The organism is Planctomicrobium limosum (assembly GCF_051465645.1).
Lineage (GTDB): Bacteria > Planctomycetota > Planctomycetia > Planctomycetales > Planctomycetaceae > Planctomicrobium.
The window spans coordinates 2,926,575-2,941,714 of the sequence record NZ_CP195790.1 but is presented as its reverse complement, the minus strand read 5'-3'; the positions used below and the strand labels follow the sequence as shown (position 1 = coordinate 2,941,714).

At 52.5% G+C, this 15,140-nt stretch carries 10 protein-coding genes; 4 read left to right on the top strand and 6 right to left on the bottom strand.

All coding sequences use genetic code 11. The annotated features are described in order from the left end of the window. Nucleotides 1-110: 110 nt before the first annotated feature. From SH527x_RS11035 to SH527x_RS11025, 3 genes are all read left to right on the top strand, one after another. Nucleotides 111-1,574 (top strand): metal ABC transporter permease, encoded by a 1,464-nt coding sequence (locus SH527x_RS11035; protein WP_437190735.1) that lies wholly within the window; start codon nt 111-113, stop codon nt 1,572-1,574. Between the two features lie 199 nt (nt 1,575-1,773). Beyond that, the gene (locus SH527x_RS11030; RefSeq protein WP_437190734.1) at nt 1,774-2,817 is read left to right on the top strand and encodes a type II secretion system F family protein; all 1,044 of its coding nucleotides are present in this window, start codon (nt 1,774-1,776) and stop codon (nt 2,815-2,817) included. Nucleotides 2,818-3,107: 290 nt separating this feature from the next. Next, nucleotides 3,108-4,154, top strand: coding sequence for an HD domain-containing protein (locus SH527x_RS11025; protein ID WP_437190733.1), 1,047 nt, complete (start codon nt 3,108-3,110; stop codon nt 4,152-4,154). 156 nt (nt 4,155-4,310) lie between these two features. Here SH527x_RS11025 and rho read toward each other — a convergent pair whose 3' ends face one another. The 4 genes from rho to SH527x_RS11005 all read right to left on the bottom strand — a co-directional run bounded on the left by rho (nt 4,311) and on the right by SH527x_RS11005 (nt 10,627). Next, nucleotides 4,311-6,308, bottom strand: a complete 1,998-nt coding sequence (gene rho, locus SH527x_RS11020) for a transcription termination factor Rho (RefSeq protein WP_437190732.1) — start codon at nt 6,306-6,308, stop codon at nt 4,311-4,313. Between the two features lie 1,644 nt (nt 6,309-7,952). Further along, the gene (locus SH527x_RS11015; protein ID WP_437190731.1) at nt 7,953-8,939 is read right to left on the bottom strand and encodes a DUF6655 family protein; all 987 of its coding nucleotides are present in this window, start codon (nt 8,937-8,939) and stop codon (nt 7,953-7,955) included. 655 nt (nt 8,940-9,594) lie between these two features. Beyond that, nucleotides 9,595-9,882 (bottom strand): hypothetical protein, encoded by a 288-nt coding sequence (locus SH527x_RS11010; RefSeq protein WP_437190730.1) that lies wholly within the window; start codon nt 9,880-9,882, stop codon nt 9,595-9,597. A gap of 532 nt (nt 9,883-10,414) precedes the next feature. Further along, nucleotides 10,415-10,627, bottom strand: coding sequence for a cold-shock protein (locus SH527x_RS11005; protein WP_437190729.1), 213 nt, complete (start codon nt 10,625-10,627; stop codon nt 10,415-10,417). Between the two features lie 620 nt (nt 10,628-11,247). Between SH527x_RS11005 and SH527x_RS11000 the strand changes: the two genes are divergently transcribed. Then, nucleotides 11,248-11,862 (top strand): hypothetical protein, encoded by a 615-nt coding sequence (locus SH527x_RS11000; RefSeq protein WP_437190728.1) that lies wholly within the window; start codon nt 11,248-11,250, stop codon nt 11,860-11,862. A 128-nt stretch (nt 11,863-11,990) separates the two neighbouring features. Here SH527x_RS11000 and SH527x_RS10995 read toward each other — a convergent pair whose 3' ends face one another. After that, nucleotides 11,991-12,728: a sensor histidine kinase gene (locus SH527x_RS10995; RefSeq protein WP_437190727.1), complete on the bottom strand. Its 738-nt coding sequence runs from the start codon at nt 12,726-12,728 to the stop codon at nt 11,991-11,993. Between the two features lie 198 nt (nt 12,729-12,926). Continuing rightward, nucleotides 12,927-15,077 (bottom strand): polyribonucleotide nucleotidyltransferase, encoded by a 2,151-nt coding sequence (pnp, locus tag SH527x_RS10990; protein WP_437190726.1) that lies wholly within the window; start codon nt 15,075-15,077, stop codon nt 12,927-12,929. Nucleotides 15,078-15,140: the final 63 nt, after the last annotated feature.

Genomic DNA, 15,140 nt, shown 5'->3' with positions numbered 1-15,140 from the left:
AGTGACAGTGTCTTCTTCGCAATGGAAGAACGCCTCCTCGTGGAGATACCGTCGAAAGAACTTCAGTCTGTTCGATTTTAGGCTTCAACTGGCAATGAGCTGAACGCGGCATGTCTGATCAACGACACCAATTCTGGACTCTCTGCAGGAGATTATCGCTGCTGATCGCAGTGTGTGGGGCAGTGTTCTGCTTTCTCCCGGTGAGTGCTGCTGCCGCTGAATATAATTCCCATTCCAGTGTTCGACGTGTTTTGTTTCTTCAGGACGCCCATACGCGAATCGTTCTGCTGGGGACAATGCTATTGGGTGTCTGCGGGGGACTGGTCGGCGTCTTCATGCTGCTTCGCAAGCGTGCGTTAATTGGAGATGTGGTCGGCCATTCTGCGTTACCGGGAATCGCCATTGCTTTCATTGTGTGCGAAGTCATCGCGCCAGGGACAGGGAAGAGTCTCCCTGCGCTGATCACAGGAGCGTTTCTGTCGGGACTGGCCGGAGCACTCTGTGTCATGTTGATTGACCGCTATTCGCCATTGCGAGCAGATGCTGCGATGGCGATTACGCTGAGCCTCTTCTATGGTCTCGGGGCGGCTCTTTTGACAGTGATTCAACGAATGCCAACGGCCGCATCGGCGGGGCTGAACAGTTATCTGTATGGCAAAACGGCATCGATCGTAACGTCAGATGTCTGGGTTTTCGGCGGTGCAGCAGTCTTCCTGATCGGGCTCATTCTGTTGCTCTTCAAAGAGTTTTCGCTGCTCTGCTTCGATGAAGATTATGCTTCATCGTGTGGATGGCCTGTTAAAGTTCTGGACGCTTTGCTCACCTGCATGGTTGTTGCAGTGACAATCATCGGGATGCAGACCGTTGGGCTGATTCTGGTCGTCGCCATTTTGATTATTCCTGCAGCATCTGCTCGATTCTGGACAGATGACTTACGTTACCTGATGGCAATCTCCGCATTGCTGGGGGCCATCTCTGGGGCTGGCGGAACAATTTTAAGTGCGTTGGCTCCCAAGTTGGCGGCGGGGCCTGTCATCGTTTTGTGCGGGAGTGCACTGTTTCTTGTCAGCATGGTGCTCGGGACAGGTCATGGTCTGTTCTGGATGTGGTTAGACCAGCGGCAGCTTCGTAAACAGACCGGACGACATGATCTGTTGCGAGCATTTTATGAACGGGTGGAATCGACAACCGAGCAACCTGGTGTGTCAGATCTCGATCTGCTGAACGCAAGACTTACCGGCGACGAATTGCTGCGAATGCGGGCGTGGAAACGCAGCGAGCTACAGAGTGGATTGCGACTCGCGATCCGTAGCCATTATGTTGAAGAGAAGTCTGCTGGGAGATACCAGCTGACGCCAGATGGAGCTGCTCTTGCACGTCGAGCCGTTCGCAACCATCGACTCTGGGAATTGTATCTCATTACTTATGCCGATGCTGCTCCTGCCAATGCCGACTACGATGCGGACCGAATCGAGCACGTCCTCGGAGCCGATCTCGTCCGTGAACTTGAGTTGCGGTTGCTTCAGAAGTCCGGCGAAACCCTTCCTGCAAGTCCTCACCAGCTTCCCCAGTAGTTTCTGCTGTTCCCGCTATTGTCTGTAGTTCATCTACGATGACAGCGTGAACCTTCCCGGCCGATCCCGACTTGCGTACTGATCCGAATGACTGGAAGATGAAGCAAGGCGTCCAGATCGGATCGCGTCGTGTTGGGATTACTCCCATCAGGCGAGAACCGCACCATGCAGTCGAGGCTACGTAGCAAAGAGGGCCTGAATGTTTTCGTCAAAAGCCTCACTGGGAGAATTGGCCAGACTGTGCCGCAATGTGGGGGTCTCACTGCATTCCGGTATCGGGATTGTCAGGGCGTTCGAACTCGCAGCCAAGAACGGATCGCAATCACTTCGAGATGGGTTAGCCGATGTCATTGTCGAGCTGAAATCCGGAAGTGAAGTGACAGCTGCTCTGGAAAATCACAGAGACGTCTTTCCTGGACTCATGGTTGACATGGTTCATGTCGGCGAGTCGACAGGGAACCTTCCGGAAGTCTTCAAAGCGCTCAGCGAACACTACGAATACAATTTGCGCTTGCGAAATGATTTCATTCGCCAGTTGGCCTGGCCAGTCATTCAGCTGGTGGTCGCGATCTTCATTATTGCCGCATTGATCGCCGCTCTCGGACTGATCGGAGACGTGACCGGGATCACATTCGACATTCTTGGCTGGGGATTACTTGGAATCTCCGGAGCACTGATCTGGCTGGGAGGGTGGACGATGCTCGTCGTTTCCCTCTTTTTTGCCTACAAAACGATGGCAGCGTCGTTAGCTGGAAAAAGCACTGTTCATCGATTTCTGATGTCCATTCCGGTCGTTGGAAATGCGATGAGCTCGATTGCGATTGCACGGTTCTCATGGGCCTTCGCACTCACGCAGGGAGGCGGGATGTCGATTGAAGACAGCATTAGCGCGAGTCTGCGAGCGACGTCAAATGGAGCCTTTATCGCGGCCGGACCTCAGATGATCTCAGACTTGATGGCAGGTGAGACTCTCGCAGATGCAATTTCAAATTCTGGGCTGTTTCCGCAAGATTTTGTTGAATTTCTGATGGTGGCAGAGCATTCTGGAACTGTTCCGGAAGCAATGGAACGAATGAGTCCGGAGTTTGAGGATCAGGCTCGCAGAAGCCTGGCCAATCTCGCCACGATGATGACCTGGCTGACGTGGGCTTTTGTCGCCGGGCTCATCATTTTCCTCGTTTTCACCATTGCCCTGTGGTATATCGGAATGATCAACAACCTGTTGCAAGGAGTGAATGGTTAACGAGAGCATTTCCATAATCCTATAGCGTCTCTGGCACTCAGAATTCGGCCTTTCTCCGACCAAGAGGGCGTCTGCGCGGCCACATGAGAGACGGAACCGGTCGAGACAGATCGTTTTTCAAGTTGTCTGTGGAATGAGTTATTTCTCTTTGATCAGACAGCCATAGAATAATCAGATGTGATGATATCGACCTGTCAGATGTTTGATGGGGAGATGTTGAGCCCGGATTACTTAGCCAAGTCTGTCGCCTCTGGTTTTGAACACCTGAGTTGCTGGCAGCAAAATGAGTCATGGCTGACGAAAAACTCCGCCTCCGAATTATTTCGGAGGCCGCTCAGTTGGTGTTGCAGAACAAGGAACGCGATTTCGAAAAGGCACGGCGAAAGGCTGCCAGACGAATCGTAAAAGGGTATGTTCGAAAAGATGATATGCCGACGGTCGCTGAAATTCGTAACGCAGTGACCAGGCAGTCATATCTCACAGCAGGCGACGTTCGCTTCGATAATCTTCGGGTTCAACGTGTCGCCGCTTTGAATATGATGCGCAGGTTGGCATGCTTTCATCCCCGAATCGAAGGGAATCTGGTGACGGGTGATGTTCGTGCCAGTGAAGGTTTCGAAATTCTCCTTCACGAGGATGACCTGGATGAAGTGGAAGCCTTTCTTCAGGATGTCTACGACGGAAATGTTTCGGCTCAGGAAGACGTTGTTCTGGATCCATTAGCGCCAGTGTCTTCTGTGACTGAGTTGTCAGTCGCGTTTTGCGAGCACCCGGGACAATGTGGAGTCTCTCTCGTCGAGTTCGAACGAATCGTGGCCTACGCCTACCCTGATCTAGATGTTCAGGAATCAATCGTAGAAGCCTGTGATGCGTTTGATCGGTTCGAGGTGTTCCGAATGCTGCTCATTCCGTTGCAGCATGTTCAACAGCCGCGAACGAAGCATCCTGAAGGTGATGCCCTTTACCACTCATTGCAGGTCTTCGAGCTCATGCGAGAAGAGTATCCCTACGATGAAGAGGTCTTGTTGGCGGCGTTATTGCATGATGTCGGAAAGGCCATCGACCCTCGCGACAGACTGGCTGCGACGACGAACGCCTTGGCCGGGTTTGTGACCGAGAGGACTTTATGGCTCATCGAGAACCTGCCTCAGGCCGAGAAATTGTTTTCGAACACGATCGGCGCGAGAGCCCGTCAGCGGTTGATGGAACATCCAGACTGGGAAGAAGTTCTGACGCTCGCCCGAGCGAATCGCAATGGACGAGTGCCAGGCGGATTGGCACCGTCGCTCGATGAAGCATTGGAGTATATCCGCGAACTTGCCAGAGCTTACGGTTAAGCAGGATCGACACATGACGTGCCTGCGGTTCGCAATCGCGTAAGTCGTCTTCCCTGTGCTGAAGCAAACGGATTTCACAAAATAAAAGCGGCCGCACAGACAACTGTGCGGCCGCTTTTCGATTTATTCTGACGTGCAGTTCTGCACGTTGGTTCCTTACAGAACCGATCGGATTTTCTGCAGGAACTCGCGGTTCGATTCGAACTTCCCAAGTGTCCGGATCAATTGGTCCATCGCTTCGGTTGGGTTCATCGAGACGAGGCTGCGGCGAAGCATTGTGATGCCATCGAGCAATTCCGGGTCGAGAATCTTCTCTTCACGTCGAGTTCCGGAGCGCGTGATATCCAGTGCTGGCCAGATACGACGTTCTGCGAGATCTCGGCTCAGAACGAGTTCCATATTTCCGGTTCCTTTGAACTCCTGGAAAATGGCGTCGTCCATCTTGCTGCCGGTGTCGATCAGTGCAGTCGCACAGACAGTCAAAGATCCACCTTCGTCAAAACGACGAGCTGTTCCGAACATCTTACGTGGGATGTCCATTGCTCGCACGTCGAGACCACCGGTCTGGATCTTTGAGTCACGTCCGCCCCGCATCCACTTATTGAATGCCCGAGCAGTTCGTGTGATCGAATCCAGCAGGATGAAGCAGTCCTTACCTGATTCTGCGAGTCGCTTACCGCGTTCGATCACCAGCTGGCTGATGCGAACATGGCTTTCGACGTCATGGTCCATCGAGGAAGCAATCACTTCCCCGCGGATGGTACGACGCATCTCGGTGACTTCTTCCGGACGTTCATCGATCAACAATACGATGAGGTGAATTTCCGGATGGTTGATACTGACAGAGTTGGCGATGTCCTGCAGGAGCATCGTCTTTCCGGAGCGAGGAGGAGCAACGATCAGGGCTCGCTGTCCTTTTCCGATCGGAGTCAGCAGGTCAAGCACTCGCATTGTGATCGGGCGTGGACCAGTTTCGAGCTTAATCTGCTCGAACGGGTTGATCGCTGTGAGTGTGTCGAAATGCTTCAGCTTTTCGTAGTCTTCCGGAGAACCGCCATCAATGGTGTCGATCGTCAGCAGGCGAGGACCTTGGCCTCGGGTACCTGGACCGATCTCTCCCTTAATCTTGATCCCTTCTCGCAGGTGGTGTTTCTCCACGAACGAGCTGGAAACGAATGCGTCGGTTTCGCGAGCACCGTAATCATTATCGGCGGATCGCAGGAACCCGTACCCTTTTGGGTGCAGTTCCAGTACGCCTTCGATGCTTCCGCTTGTTGGAACCGGATCAGTCGGTGCAGCGTTCTGTTCGAATTTGGAAATGCGACGCCCACGGTTGTTGCCGGTGTTTCCACCGCGACCGCGAGGTTGCTGCTGCTGTTGATCGCGACGTCGGTTGCTACCGCCGCCTTGGCGACCTTGTCCGCCGCTATTCCCACCTTGGTTTGAATAGCCGCCTTGGTTCGAGTACCCACCCTGATTGGAGTGGCCGCCTTGGTTCGAGTACCCACCCTGATTGGAGTGGCCACCTTGGTTCGAGTAGCCGCCCTGATTGGAATGGCCACCCTGGTTCGAGTACCCGCCCTGATTGGGATAGCCACCCTGGTTTGAGTAACCACCTTGACTTGGCTGCTGTGGACTTCCACCTTCGTTGCGACGACCACGTCGGCGACGTCGGCGGCGAGGACGACGATCACCATCGTCGTTCCCACTTCCACTTCCCGATGCTTCCCCTTCGCCTGAAGGTGCATCGCTTCCGCCATCATCGTCATCAAAATCGGCGTCGATGTCATCGTAAGGAGTCCTGTACTGGACTTCTTCAATGACAGGCGCCGGTTCTGGAGCCGGAGCTGGTGGTGCAGCTTCTGGAGCCGCTTTAGGTGCACGTTCGCGGCGCGGTGCGCGAGGAGCACGGGGAGCGCGTGTTTTAGCAACAGGCTCAGATTCAGCAGGTGCAGTGGTGCGATCGGAAGAACTTGAGCGAGAAGCTGGCTCGTCTTCAACGATACCTGCGCCGAAATCCTGGTCATCGTTCACAGATGCCTGGCTTGCTGGCGTGATCTGCTCCTGATCAGCAGTTGGAGCGTCTTTTTTCCGCGGTTTACGAGGAGAAGCGGATCGCCGAGGATTAGACGACGAGGAGCTTTTAGGAGGCATACAGTAACCTAACTATTCAACCAATTTAAGACAGAAATTTTCCGGCCTGTCGACGACGCACAGAGCGTTTGTCGATCAAGGAGGTCCTTGCAAATCACGTTTGTGAGATTTGCAGGTTTGACGATCCGTTCGCAGCACCATCCATGTCGCCGGAGTTTCTGTGGTCGGAATCGTATGGAGTGACGTTCGCGAAGCTTTTGCGGCCATGTGTTCAGAGCCCGAAAGATTTTCGAAGTCTGGATCAGCAAGCCACTTGGAGTTTGCCAGGAAGATGGCGGCATTTGAAAATGCGCTGCACCTTCCAGGCAGGTGACATTAAATGTCTGACAATTGCACTCTGATTTCATTTCATCAGTTCGTCACTGGCCAGTTCAAGACTGATTAGACGAGGCGGCAATTGTCACAAAACGGAACTGAAACTTGGAATTGTGATCGCCCTGCTGGTCGTTTGACCAATGCTGCGGACAATTCACAAAGAGACAGTCAACTCTTCAATTCTGTGGGCTTAGTACCACAGCGGAAACAACAGTGCAGAACCCTCGGTGTTCAATTTGCTGATTAAAAGCTCAGCTGTATGTTGTGAACACCGACGTCCACTTGTGAAACATCCTTAACTGTGGACCCTCGTTGGGTTCTATCAAGCATCGGATTCTATCAAGCAGAGCCTGCACTTGTTGGACGAAGTCCGCAATGCAGGCAATTGTCTTGCTTGTCTTCCGTGCCCAGGGAAGACCAACTTGGTTCGATCACACAGTAGATGCGACAGTAGTGGATGTGACAGTAATAGTACAACGCATTGAGCATCGTTAAAAAACTGATGCCTGAGGTTGCCGTCTTTCGTGATAACGAGACCTGATCAGGGATGTCCCCTGCATTCGCAGCGAGCGAGAATCTGACCAGCCTGAATCGATCTACAGAATGATGATGCGAGGCCGGAATTGATTCGTACGCTACGAATTTTGCGTGGTTTACTTTGAAGCGAACAAACGGCCGCAGACGCGAACTGTCAAAATCACCTTAAAGCAAACGCAGCATAAGGATCGCTACGCGAAGGACGCCCTTACGTTCCAAAAAAAACTTTTCAGGAACAGCCAGAAACAGACGTCACGAAAGCAATGTCTTTACAAATGTTAGCTTGAGACTGAACTCTGTCAATCTCCACTGTGCCGTACTATCGGCAATTCGTGGTTGGAAAGTCAATATCGATTTGACATTGCCGGGGAATCGTACTGTTTAGATTCAAGGTTCTCTGGAATTACCGTTGTGGACAGTCTGAAGCGTCGGCTGAACCTGATTCATGATGCGGCAAATGCCAGTTTGACGCGGAAATTTATTTCGGCTGCTTCCTCAGTATTTGCAATTCGCAACGTTTTTGGACTGAGTGACAGATGTCTGTCTGAATTAGAATCCAGTCAAAGCCATTTGGACAGATCTCATTTGCACTTTAGAAGCGATTCTTTTGGGAATCGAAGATCGTGCGAATGGGGAGTTTGGAAGATCTTAGCCAGCCCTTCGGCTCAGTATCATTGAGGTATTATACCACAGAGCTTTCCCGTGATTCACGTCGCGTCTCTGGGACGCGGCAGTCAGACTTTCACCTGACAAGAAGGCTGCCGCGCGGCGTCATGGCCGAGGCCGACAGATCTAGTTTGGTGTACGAACGGAATGGCCTGACTGGATAATTGGCGGGAGTGGAGGTGTCGGGGGAGCGGAAGGCGGAACTTCAGGTGGGGCTGAAGCAGGCTTTTCGGGAGTGGCTGCCGTTTCAGGCTGTTTCGTCGCATTGGCTTCTGCGCCGGACGCCTGCAGCACTTCTGGCGGTGTCTCTGGAATTGGCTTTTTGAAGATTCGTTCTTCAGCGTATGCCACAATTGGCCCGTTGTATCCTTCGCGAGTCGGTGGAATCGGAGAGTCGTTTGCTTCTCCCGCGAATCGCACCTTTCCTTTGTAAATCGATCCCTTCTGAAACGGTCCGATCCCCATGACCCAGAGGTCTTTTGCGGTGGCTTTTGCGACGGAGCTTCCGGATTGCCAGACAACCTCTTTTGTTCCCTTCTCATACGCAAAGAGACCAATTTTTGCGGAAGCCGCTTGATCGTTTCGTCGCGCTAAGGACAGTTCCGGAATCGAGGCCGGAATAGGGGCACCAGTCGTGGTGGCTGCTGCAACCTGTGCGGCGCTGTTGAGAGGGCTGTTTGAGGGAATTCCGTACACAACTTCGTGGGCGTCTGTTCCCAATACACCAATACGCCCTTCGAGGACATAAGTTGCTGCTTCCTGATCGTTCTGGATCAGAATTCCAGCAGCGGACATTTGTTGGCGAAGTGCACTGATGACGTACTCGGCGGTGACAAAGCCGACCCCTTTGTAGTTCGTCATGTATTTGGTGTCGAAAAACACCTTTTCACCGGCAAGCGGGGTGAAGTCGATCTTGGCGACGGCTGCATCCACAGCGTCGGAGTTCAGCATCTGCTCCGTTGCCATGTTTTGTTTGGTCGTTCCGCATCCGGTGGAACAAAGCAAAAGTGCGATGGCGATCCCGATCAATGACAATTGCAAGCGCAATCGCAGCAACGACGCTACGAGCGACTCACAAATCGTTGTCGGTAATGATAACCAGAAGGCGCACATCACGGCTTCACGGCCACTTAAAGGGAAGGGAGAATCAGGGAACGCTCAGAATGCGGAGGGGGAAATCAATTGAGGTCTGGGAAGGGAGGGGGATCGTCCGAACTGGCGAAGGGTGGAGCTCAAAAAGCTCCGGTGACATCGGTGTGCAAAGGTAAGTTGGCTTACCTTCAGGGAAAACGATGGTGCCAGTAGTGTAATTTGGTCAGGATTTTGGACCAAGATGAGTTTTCAGCGGCGCATTTTCAGCCATTTTTAGGGGCCAGGTCCAAGTTTTCGCTTGGTGACCGCGACTAAAAGGCGATGTTGCGACTGAGGAAAGGAGCTTTCGTCGGCGGAGAGAGAATTGTTTTCAGATCGCTGAATCAATGTCAGCGACGTGGAAAACCGGCTTCACTGAGTGAAGCACCGACAGAGCGGCGACCAGATCATCCGAATCAATCACGAATGTTGTGTTTCGGCGAAAGCCACGCGAGCAGCGAAAGAGCCATGTTCGACGGAACAGCTTGATCGACATTCACAATGACGTTGAACGATTGATTCGATTGGGGCCAGGAACTGATCCATGAATTCGATCGATTTCAGTGCAGATCGTTCCCGTCTCGCACATCGATCGTTTCGATATGCGAGGCGGAATTGCGCGTGCTCCGAGCCTGAATTATTCTGAGACTTCTGCGTCACCTGCGACTTGAGCGCGGTATTCACGGTGGGCGTTGACTGTTTGCGGGAGCAGATAGTCCGGGCCGGCCGGGAAGTACTGAACATCATCCCGCAGGTAGTACGCAGACGGCAAGGTCTGACCACCAATGTTGGTCTGGCACCCACACAGGCTCCCCACGACGAAGAGGCTCGCCAGTGTGAGGACAGCTGGGGTCGCGATGTTGCGTTGGACTTTCATGCCAGGGCTCGCGTCTTTGAATTGAGGGCGATCGAGATATGACTCCATCCTTCGAAAATCGTCGAATGGAAGAATTGACTCGGTAAATCGAGTTAACTCCTGATTGGATATCGGCCTCGTTTGCGAATCGTCTGCAGTAAAAACGGAAAAATCGCTACATCCGAACTGCTTCGGACGCATTACTTTTCGTAATGCCGTCCCAGATTTTTGGGATCTGCATGCACCGGTCCGCCTGGAAATTACCGCAGAGTGCAACTAAACGTGCGATTGTCGTGTGGTTTTAAGCCTTGATAGCGAAAGGCGATATGTGCTGCGCTCGCGTTTCGTGGTCGCTTGATTGCGACTCAAGTGCATGCGAGAAGAATGGCGCCCAATTGGAGAGGTTTGAGCGGCGGTAAGAATGCCGGGGCGATAAAAAAAGAAACCCCACTCGTTGGGGCGAGTGGGGCGAGTATCACTTTGGTGGTCGTTCAGACGCGACCTAATAAGTCAAAAACTGGCTGGCAGTAATTATGAGATGAAACGTGCAATGAATGCCTGCTTCAATGCCACAAGCTCTGCAAGACAGAATTCTGCCTCATTAGGATGGACGAACGATCGATGCGCGCGCTCCTTTTGGCCCAACTTCTGATTCAAACTCAACATCCTGGCCCTCATAGAGAGCTTCGAATGTTGTGTCTTTCAGTGCGGACACGTGGAAGAATAAATCCTTCGCGCCATTGCCTCCAGAAATAAATCCGAAGCCTTTGTCCGCAACCAATTTTTTGATTGTTCCGCGCTGCATAGCAGCCATTCCTCACTCAAAACTTAACGAGTCACCAAGAGATTCGCCCCTGACTTTAAACATCTGCGGCCCTAGCGTTCCGAGCTTCTCTAAGAAAAACGATCTGCAACGCGTGGAAGCAGTCGGAATTCAATAAGAGGGTTCTCGAATCTCACCACAACCACACCCCTTGCTAATCGCAGGGGAAACGATGCGAAGTGCCCGCATCTTAAAGGGAGTGGAAATGGGAAACAGACGGCGATTGCTCGAGCTGAATGAAAGGAACGCGAAGTTCTTTCCTATTTGCCCTGTGTTGAGCAATCTGCCAAAAGGATCTCAACGTAGACAGGAGTGTAACGGGTGAGCCTGCTTGGGGCTACTCTGGGATTAAGAAATATTGATGCTTTCTCTCCCTCGTTCATAAATCGCCTGTCAACTCATCTTGTTCAGCAGACTCGCTCGCAGCTATGGTCCGAACGCGACTGTGGAGGACGAAGGCAAATGTCGTGGCTCCATGTCGCTTAAAATAGATGGGTTCCTGACGATCGGGAACACATTTTTACCAGTCGACAACGCTGTTGTACGGCCACATGGGGATCTCCGTTCTCTCCATGGTGCAGCGTCATCGTTGCATTAAAGAAGGATTTAAGATGTTGCTTCGCAGACAGCCGGTCCAATTATCCACACTGTTGACTCTGATAGTGGCGGTCTTCGCAATATCAGATGCCGTCTTCGCTGCTGAACCGTTCATGCCCACTGCCGTTGGAACACGGTGGTTGTACTCTTCCGGGAAAGTTGCGGTCGAAGAGAGAATTCTCTCTGTCGACGACATCGATGGGGAAAAGTGCCTTCGGATTGAAACTCTTGTGAATTCAATGCCGCTGGCGTTTGAGCACATCGCGATTCGTACAGATGGTCTCTACCGCGTGACGGTCGGCGGTGAGAAAGTCGACCCACCAGTCTGCTTCCTCAAGTTCTCCGGTAGTGGCGAAGAGAAGTGGAAGATTCAATCGACTGTTGGCGGAGAAAATGTCGCTGGGAATTTCGTCGCCGGAAAGACGCTCGTGAGTGTACCAGCCGGGCGTTATACAGCTGTCACCAGCAAGGGAACAAAGTTTAAAGTGCCGAACGGTGAGTTGGAATTCACCTACTGCTATGCACAGGGGGTGGGAAAGGTGAAACAGGTCGTCAAGCTTGGAGAGAATTCCACTGAACTAGTGCTTGAAGCTCTGGTCTTGCCTGACGCAGAAGAATCCCCAAAGTAGCCACGTGAGAAAGCGGGATTGTTGCAGCACCAGCCCTGAAGTGTCTAATTGAAAATCCGATGACAAGCAGTGCGATAACCCTGATGCGAGCGACATTCGCGAGTCAGTCACGCCAACTGCTCGCTCCACTATGGTGTTGAGATGTCTGATGCGGTGTCGATGGGAAGGGTGATCGTGAATCGAGTCCCCTTTCCAACCTCACTTTCGCAGTGAATTTGACCATCGTGTGCTTCGATGATCTTTCGAACAGTAGGAAGCCCCAGGCCACTTCCACCTGGCTTTGTCGAGTAGAACTCTCCGAAGATCTTCGGGATGGCTTCAGGAACAATTCCGTTTCCGGTGTCGATGATCTCAATGACGATGTTTGAATCACGTCGGTAGGTCTGAATCTCAAGTTGCCCACCTTGCGGCATCGCCTGTTGGGCATTTCGAATGAGATTATCAAGCAATTGACGAAACAGTCTTCGATCGACTCGAATCAACGGCAAGTCAGCAACCAGATGGGGATGTACCTCAATCCGATATTGCTCTGCGAGTGGCTTATAGACTTCTAATGAATTCTGAATGAGTTCAGAAATATTCGAGTCTTCGAGAGTGAGTTCCCCAGCTCGGGCGAACAGCAGGAATGCTTCGAGGATCGACTCGAGATGACCGCACTCGTTCTGGATTGTCTTGAGCTTCCGGAGCATTCGATGCGTATTGGAATGCTCGAGAGCGCTGAGTTCCTCGGAAAGCAAATCGAGATTGAGTCGTATGGTTGAAAGGGGATTCCGGACCTCGTGAGCGAGTCCCCCTGCAAGCGCGGCAATCTCGTTGTATTGCCGAACAAGCCTGTCGTGTTCTGCCTGAGATGAACTGTTCGCCATTGTCGTGGCTTTCCACCAGGAACTGAACTCGAGTGTGATCGCGGAACGGGACTCTATGTCACTGCGCCGAGGTTTGTGAGCTCAACTTAGTTTCACAGAGATGAAGCCGTGTTTGCTCGCTATCTATGGTTAAGAGCCGGAGGAAATCCCCCGGCTCTTAGCTTATCGATTAATCTCCGATTTCAATTCGGAAGAAGATTACTCTTCTGAATCTTCATCGTCGTTGTCTTCTTCGTCATCAGCGTCTGTGTCGGCAGGAGCCTTCTCAGCGAGCAGTGCTTTACGTGACAGTTTCACGCGATTCTGGTCGTCGACAGCAATGACTTTCACTTCGATCATTTCGCCGACTTTCACGACGTCACCGACCGACTTGACGTAGCCATCTGACAATTCGCTGATGTGCAGCAGGCCGTCTTTACCTGGGGCGATTTCAACAAAGGCACCGAAGTCCTTGATTGAGTTCACTTTCCCGTTGTAAACGCGACCGACCTTGATCTCTTCGGTGAGAGCTTCGATACGGGACAGAGCGATACCGCAGGATTCCTTGTTTGGACCTGCGACAACGACTGTTCCGTCGTCGGTGATGTCGATCTGAGCACCAGATTCTTCCTGGATTGCTCGAATCATCTTGCCGCTAGGGCCAATGACCAGACCGATTTTCTCTGGATCGATCTTGGTGCTGACAATACGTGGTGCCGATTCAGGAAGTTCCTGACGTGGACGACGAATTGTGGTCAGCATGTTACGCAGCAGTTCGCGGCGAGCGGTGCGGCCCTGATCGAGAGCTTTGCGAATGATTTCTTCGTTGATTCCGTCGATCTTGAGATCGAGCTGGATCCCGGTGATCCCTTTCTGGGACCCGGCAACCTTGAAATCCATATCGCCGAAGTGATCTTCGTCGCCCATGATGTCTGTGAGGGTAACGTACTTGTTCCCTTCTTTAATCAGACCGATTGAAATCCCGGCCACTGGCTGAGTGATCGGAACCCCTGCTGACATCAGTGACAGTGTTGCACTGCACACAGATGCCATTGAGCTACTTCCATTCGATTCGGTGATGTCGGAAATCACGCGAACGGTGTATGGGAAGTCTTCAGCTTTCGGCATGACACGTTCAACTGAACGCTGAGCGAGAGCACCGTGTCCGATTTCACGACGGCCTGGACCGCGGATCGGGCGAACTTCACCAACAGAGTATGAAGGGAAGTTGTAGTGCAGGTAGAAGCTCTCGGCAGATTCTTCAATCAGGCTGTCGACCTTCTGGGCGTCGCGGACGCTTCCCAGAACGACAGTTGCCAGTGACTGAGTTTCTCCTCGGGTGAAGAGTGCTGAACCGTGAACGCGTGGAATCACGTCGACCAGACACTCGATCTGACGAAGATCTTCGAGTCCACGACCGTCCAGACGTTGACCAGCAAGTGTCAGTTCGCGGCAGACCTGGTTTTCAACAGTATGGAATGCTTCCTTCAGTTGGCCTTTGCTGCGGCCGTCTTCCAGAGTTTCGATTCCATTTGGGAAGTATTTTGCAATCAACTCGTCGCGAACGGCAGCAGTGGCGGCGGAGCGCTCTGCCTTCTTTGGGTTCTGGCGAGCGGCTTTGATCTTGGAAGCTGCTTCCTGGCGAACAATCGCAACGAATGCGTTTTCTGCAGGAGCGGTGAACTGGAATGGTGTGATTCCAGCCTTCTTGCGAAGTTCTTCCTGAAGGTCGCACAGAATGACGATGGCGCGGTGGCCGAACATCAGTGCTTCGACCATCTGCTCTTCTGGAATCTGGTCTCCGAAGCCTTCGATCATCAGGATCGATTCACGGCTACCGGCAACGATCAGATCGAGACTGCTGGCTTTTGTCTGCTCGACAGTCGGCATCAGCACGAATTCGCCGTCAATCAGACCGACGCGAACTGCTCCGATTGGACCATTAAATGGAACTGGAGCGATGCAGAGAGATGCACTGGAAGCGGTGATCGACAGGACGTCTGGATCGTTCTCGCCATCGTAAGAAAGAACGTTTGCCTGAATCTGAAGCTCGTCCACGTAGCCTTCAGGGAAGAGTGGGCGAATTGGACGGTCTGTGAGGCGGGATGTCAGGATTTCTCGCTGGGATGGTCGTGATTCGCGTTTCAGGAACCCACCTGGAAATTTACCGGCAGCAGCGAACCGTTCGCGGTAATCACAGGTCAGTGGGAAGAAGTCCTGTCCGGGCCGAGCTGGGCCAGTTTGGGCAGCGACGAAAACTGAAGTTTCGCCGTATTGAAGAACAACTGCACCGCTGGCTTGCTTCGCCAGTTGGCCCGTCGTCAAAGAGAGAGTACGACCGGCAAATTCACGAGAAACCTGTATTTTCACTGAGATTTTCCTACCTGCAACAACAAACATCCAGCTTTTTACATCATCTGCGCACAGAGATTC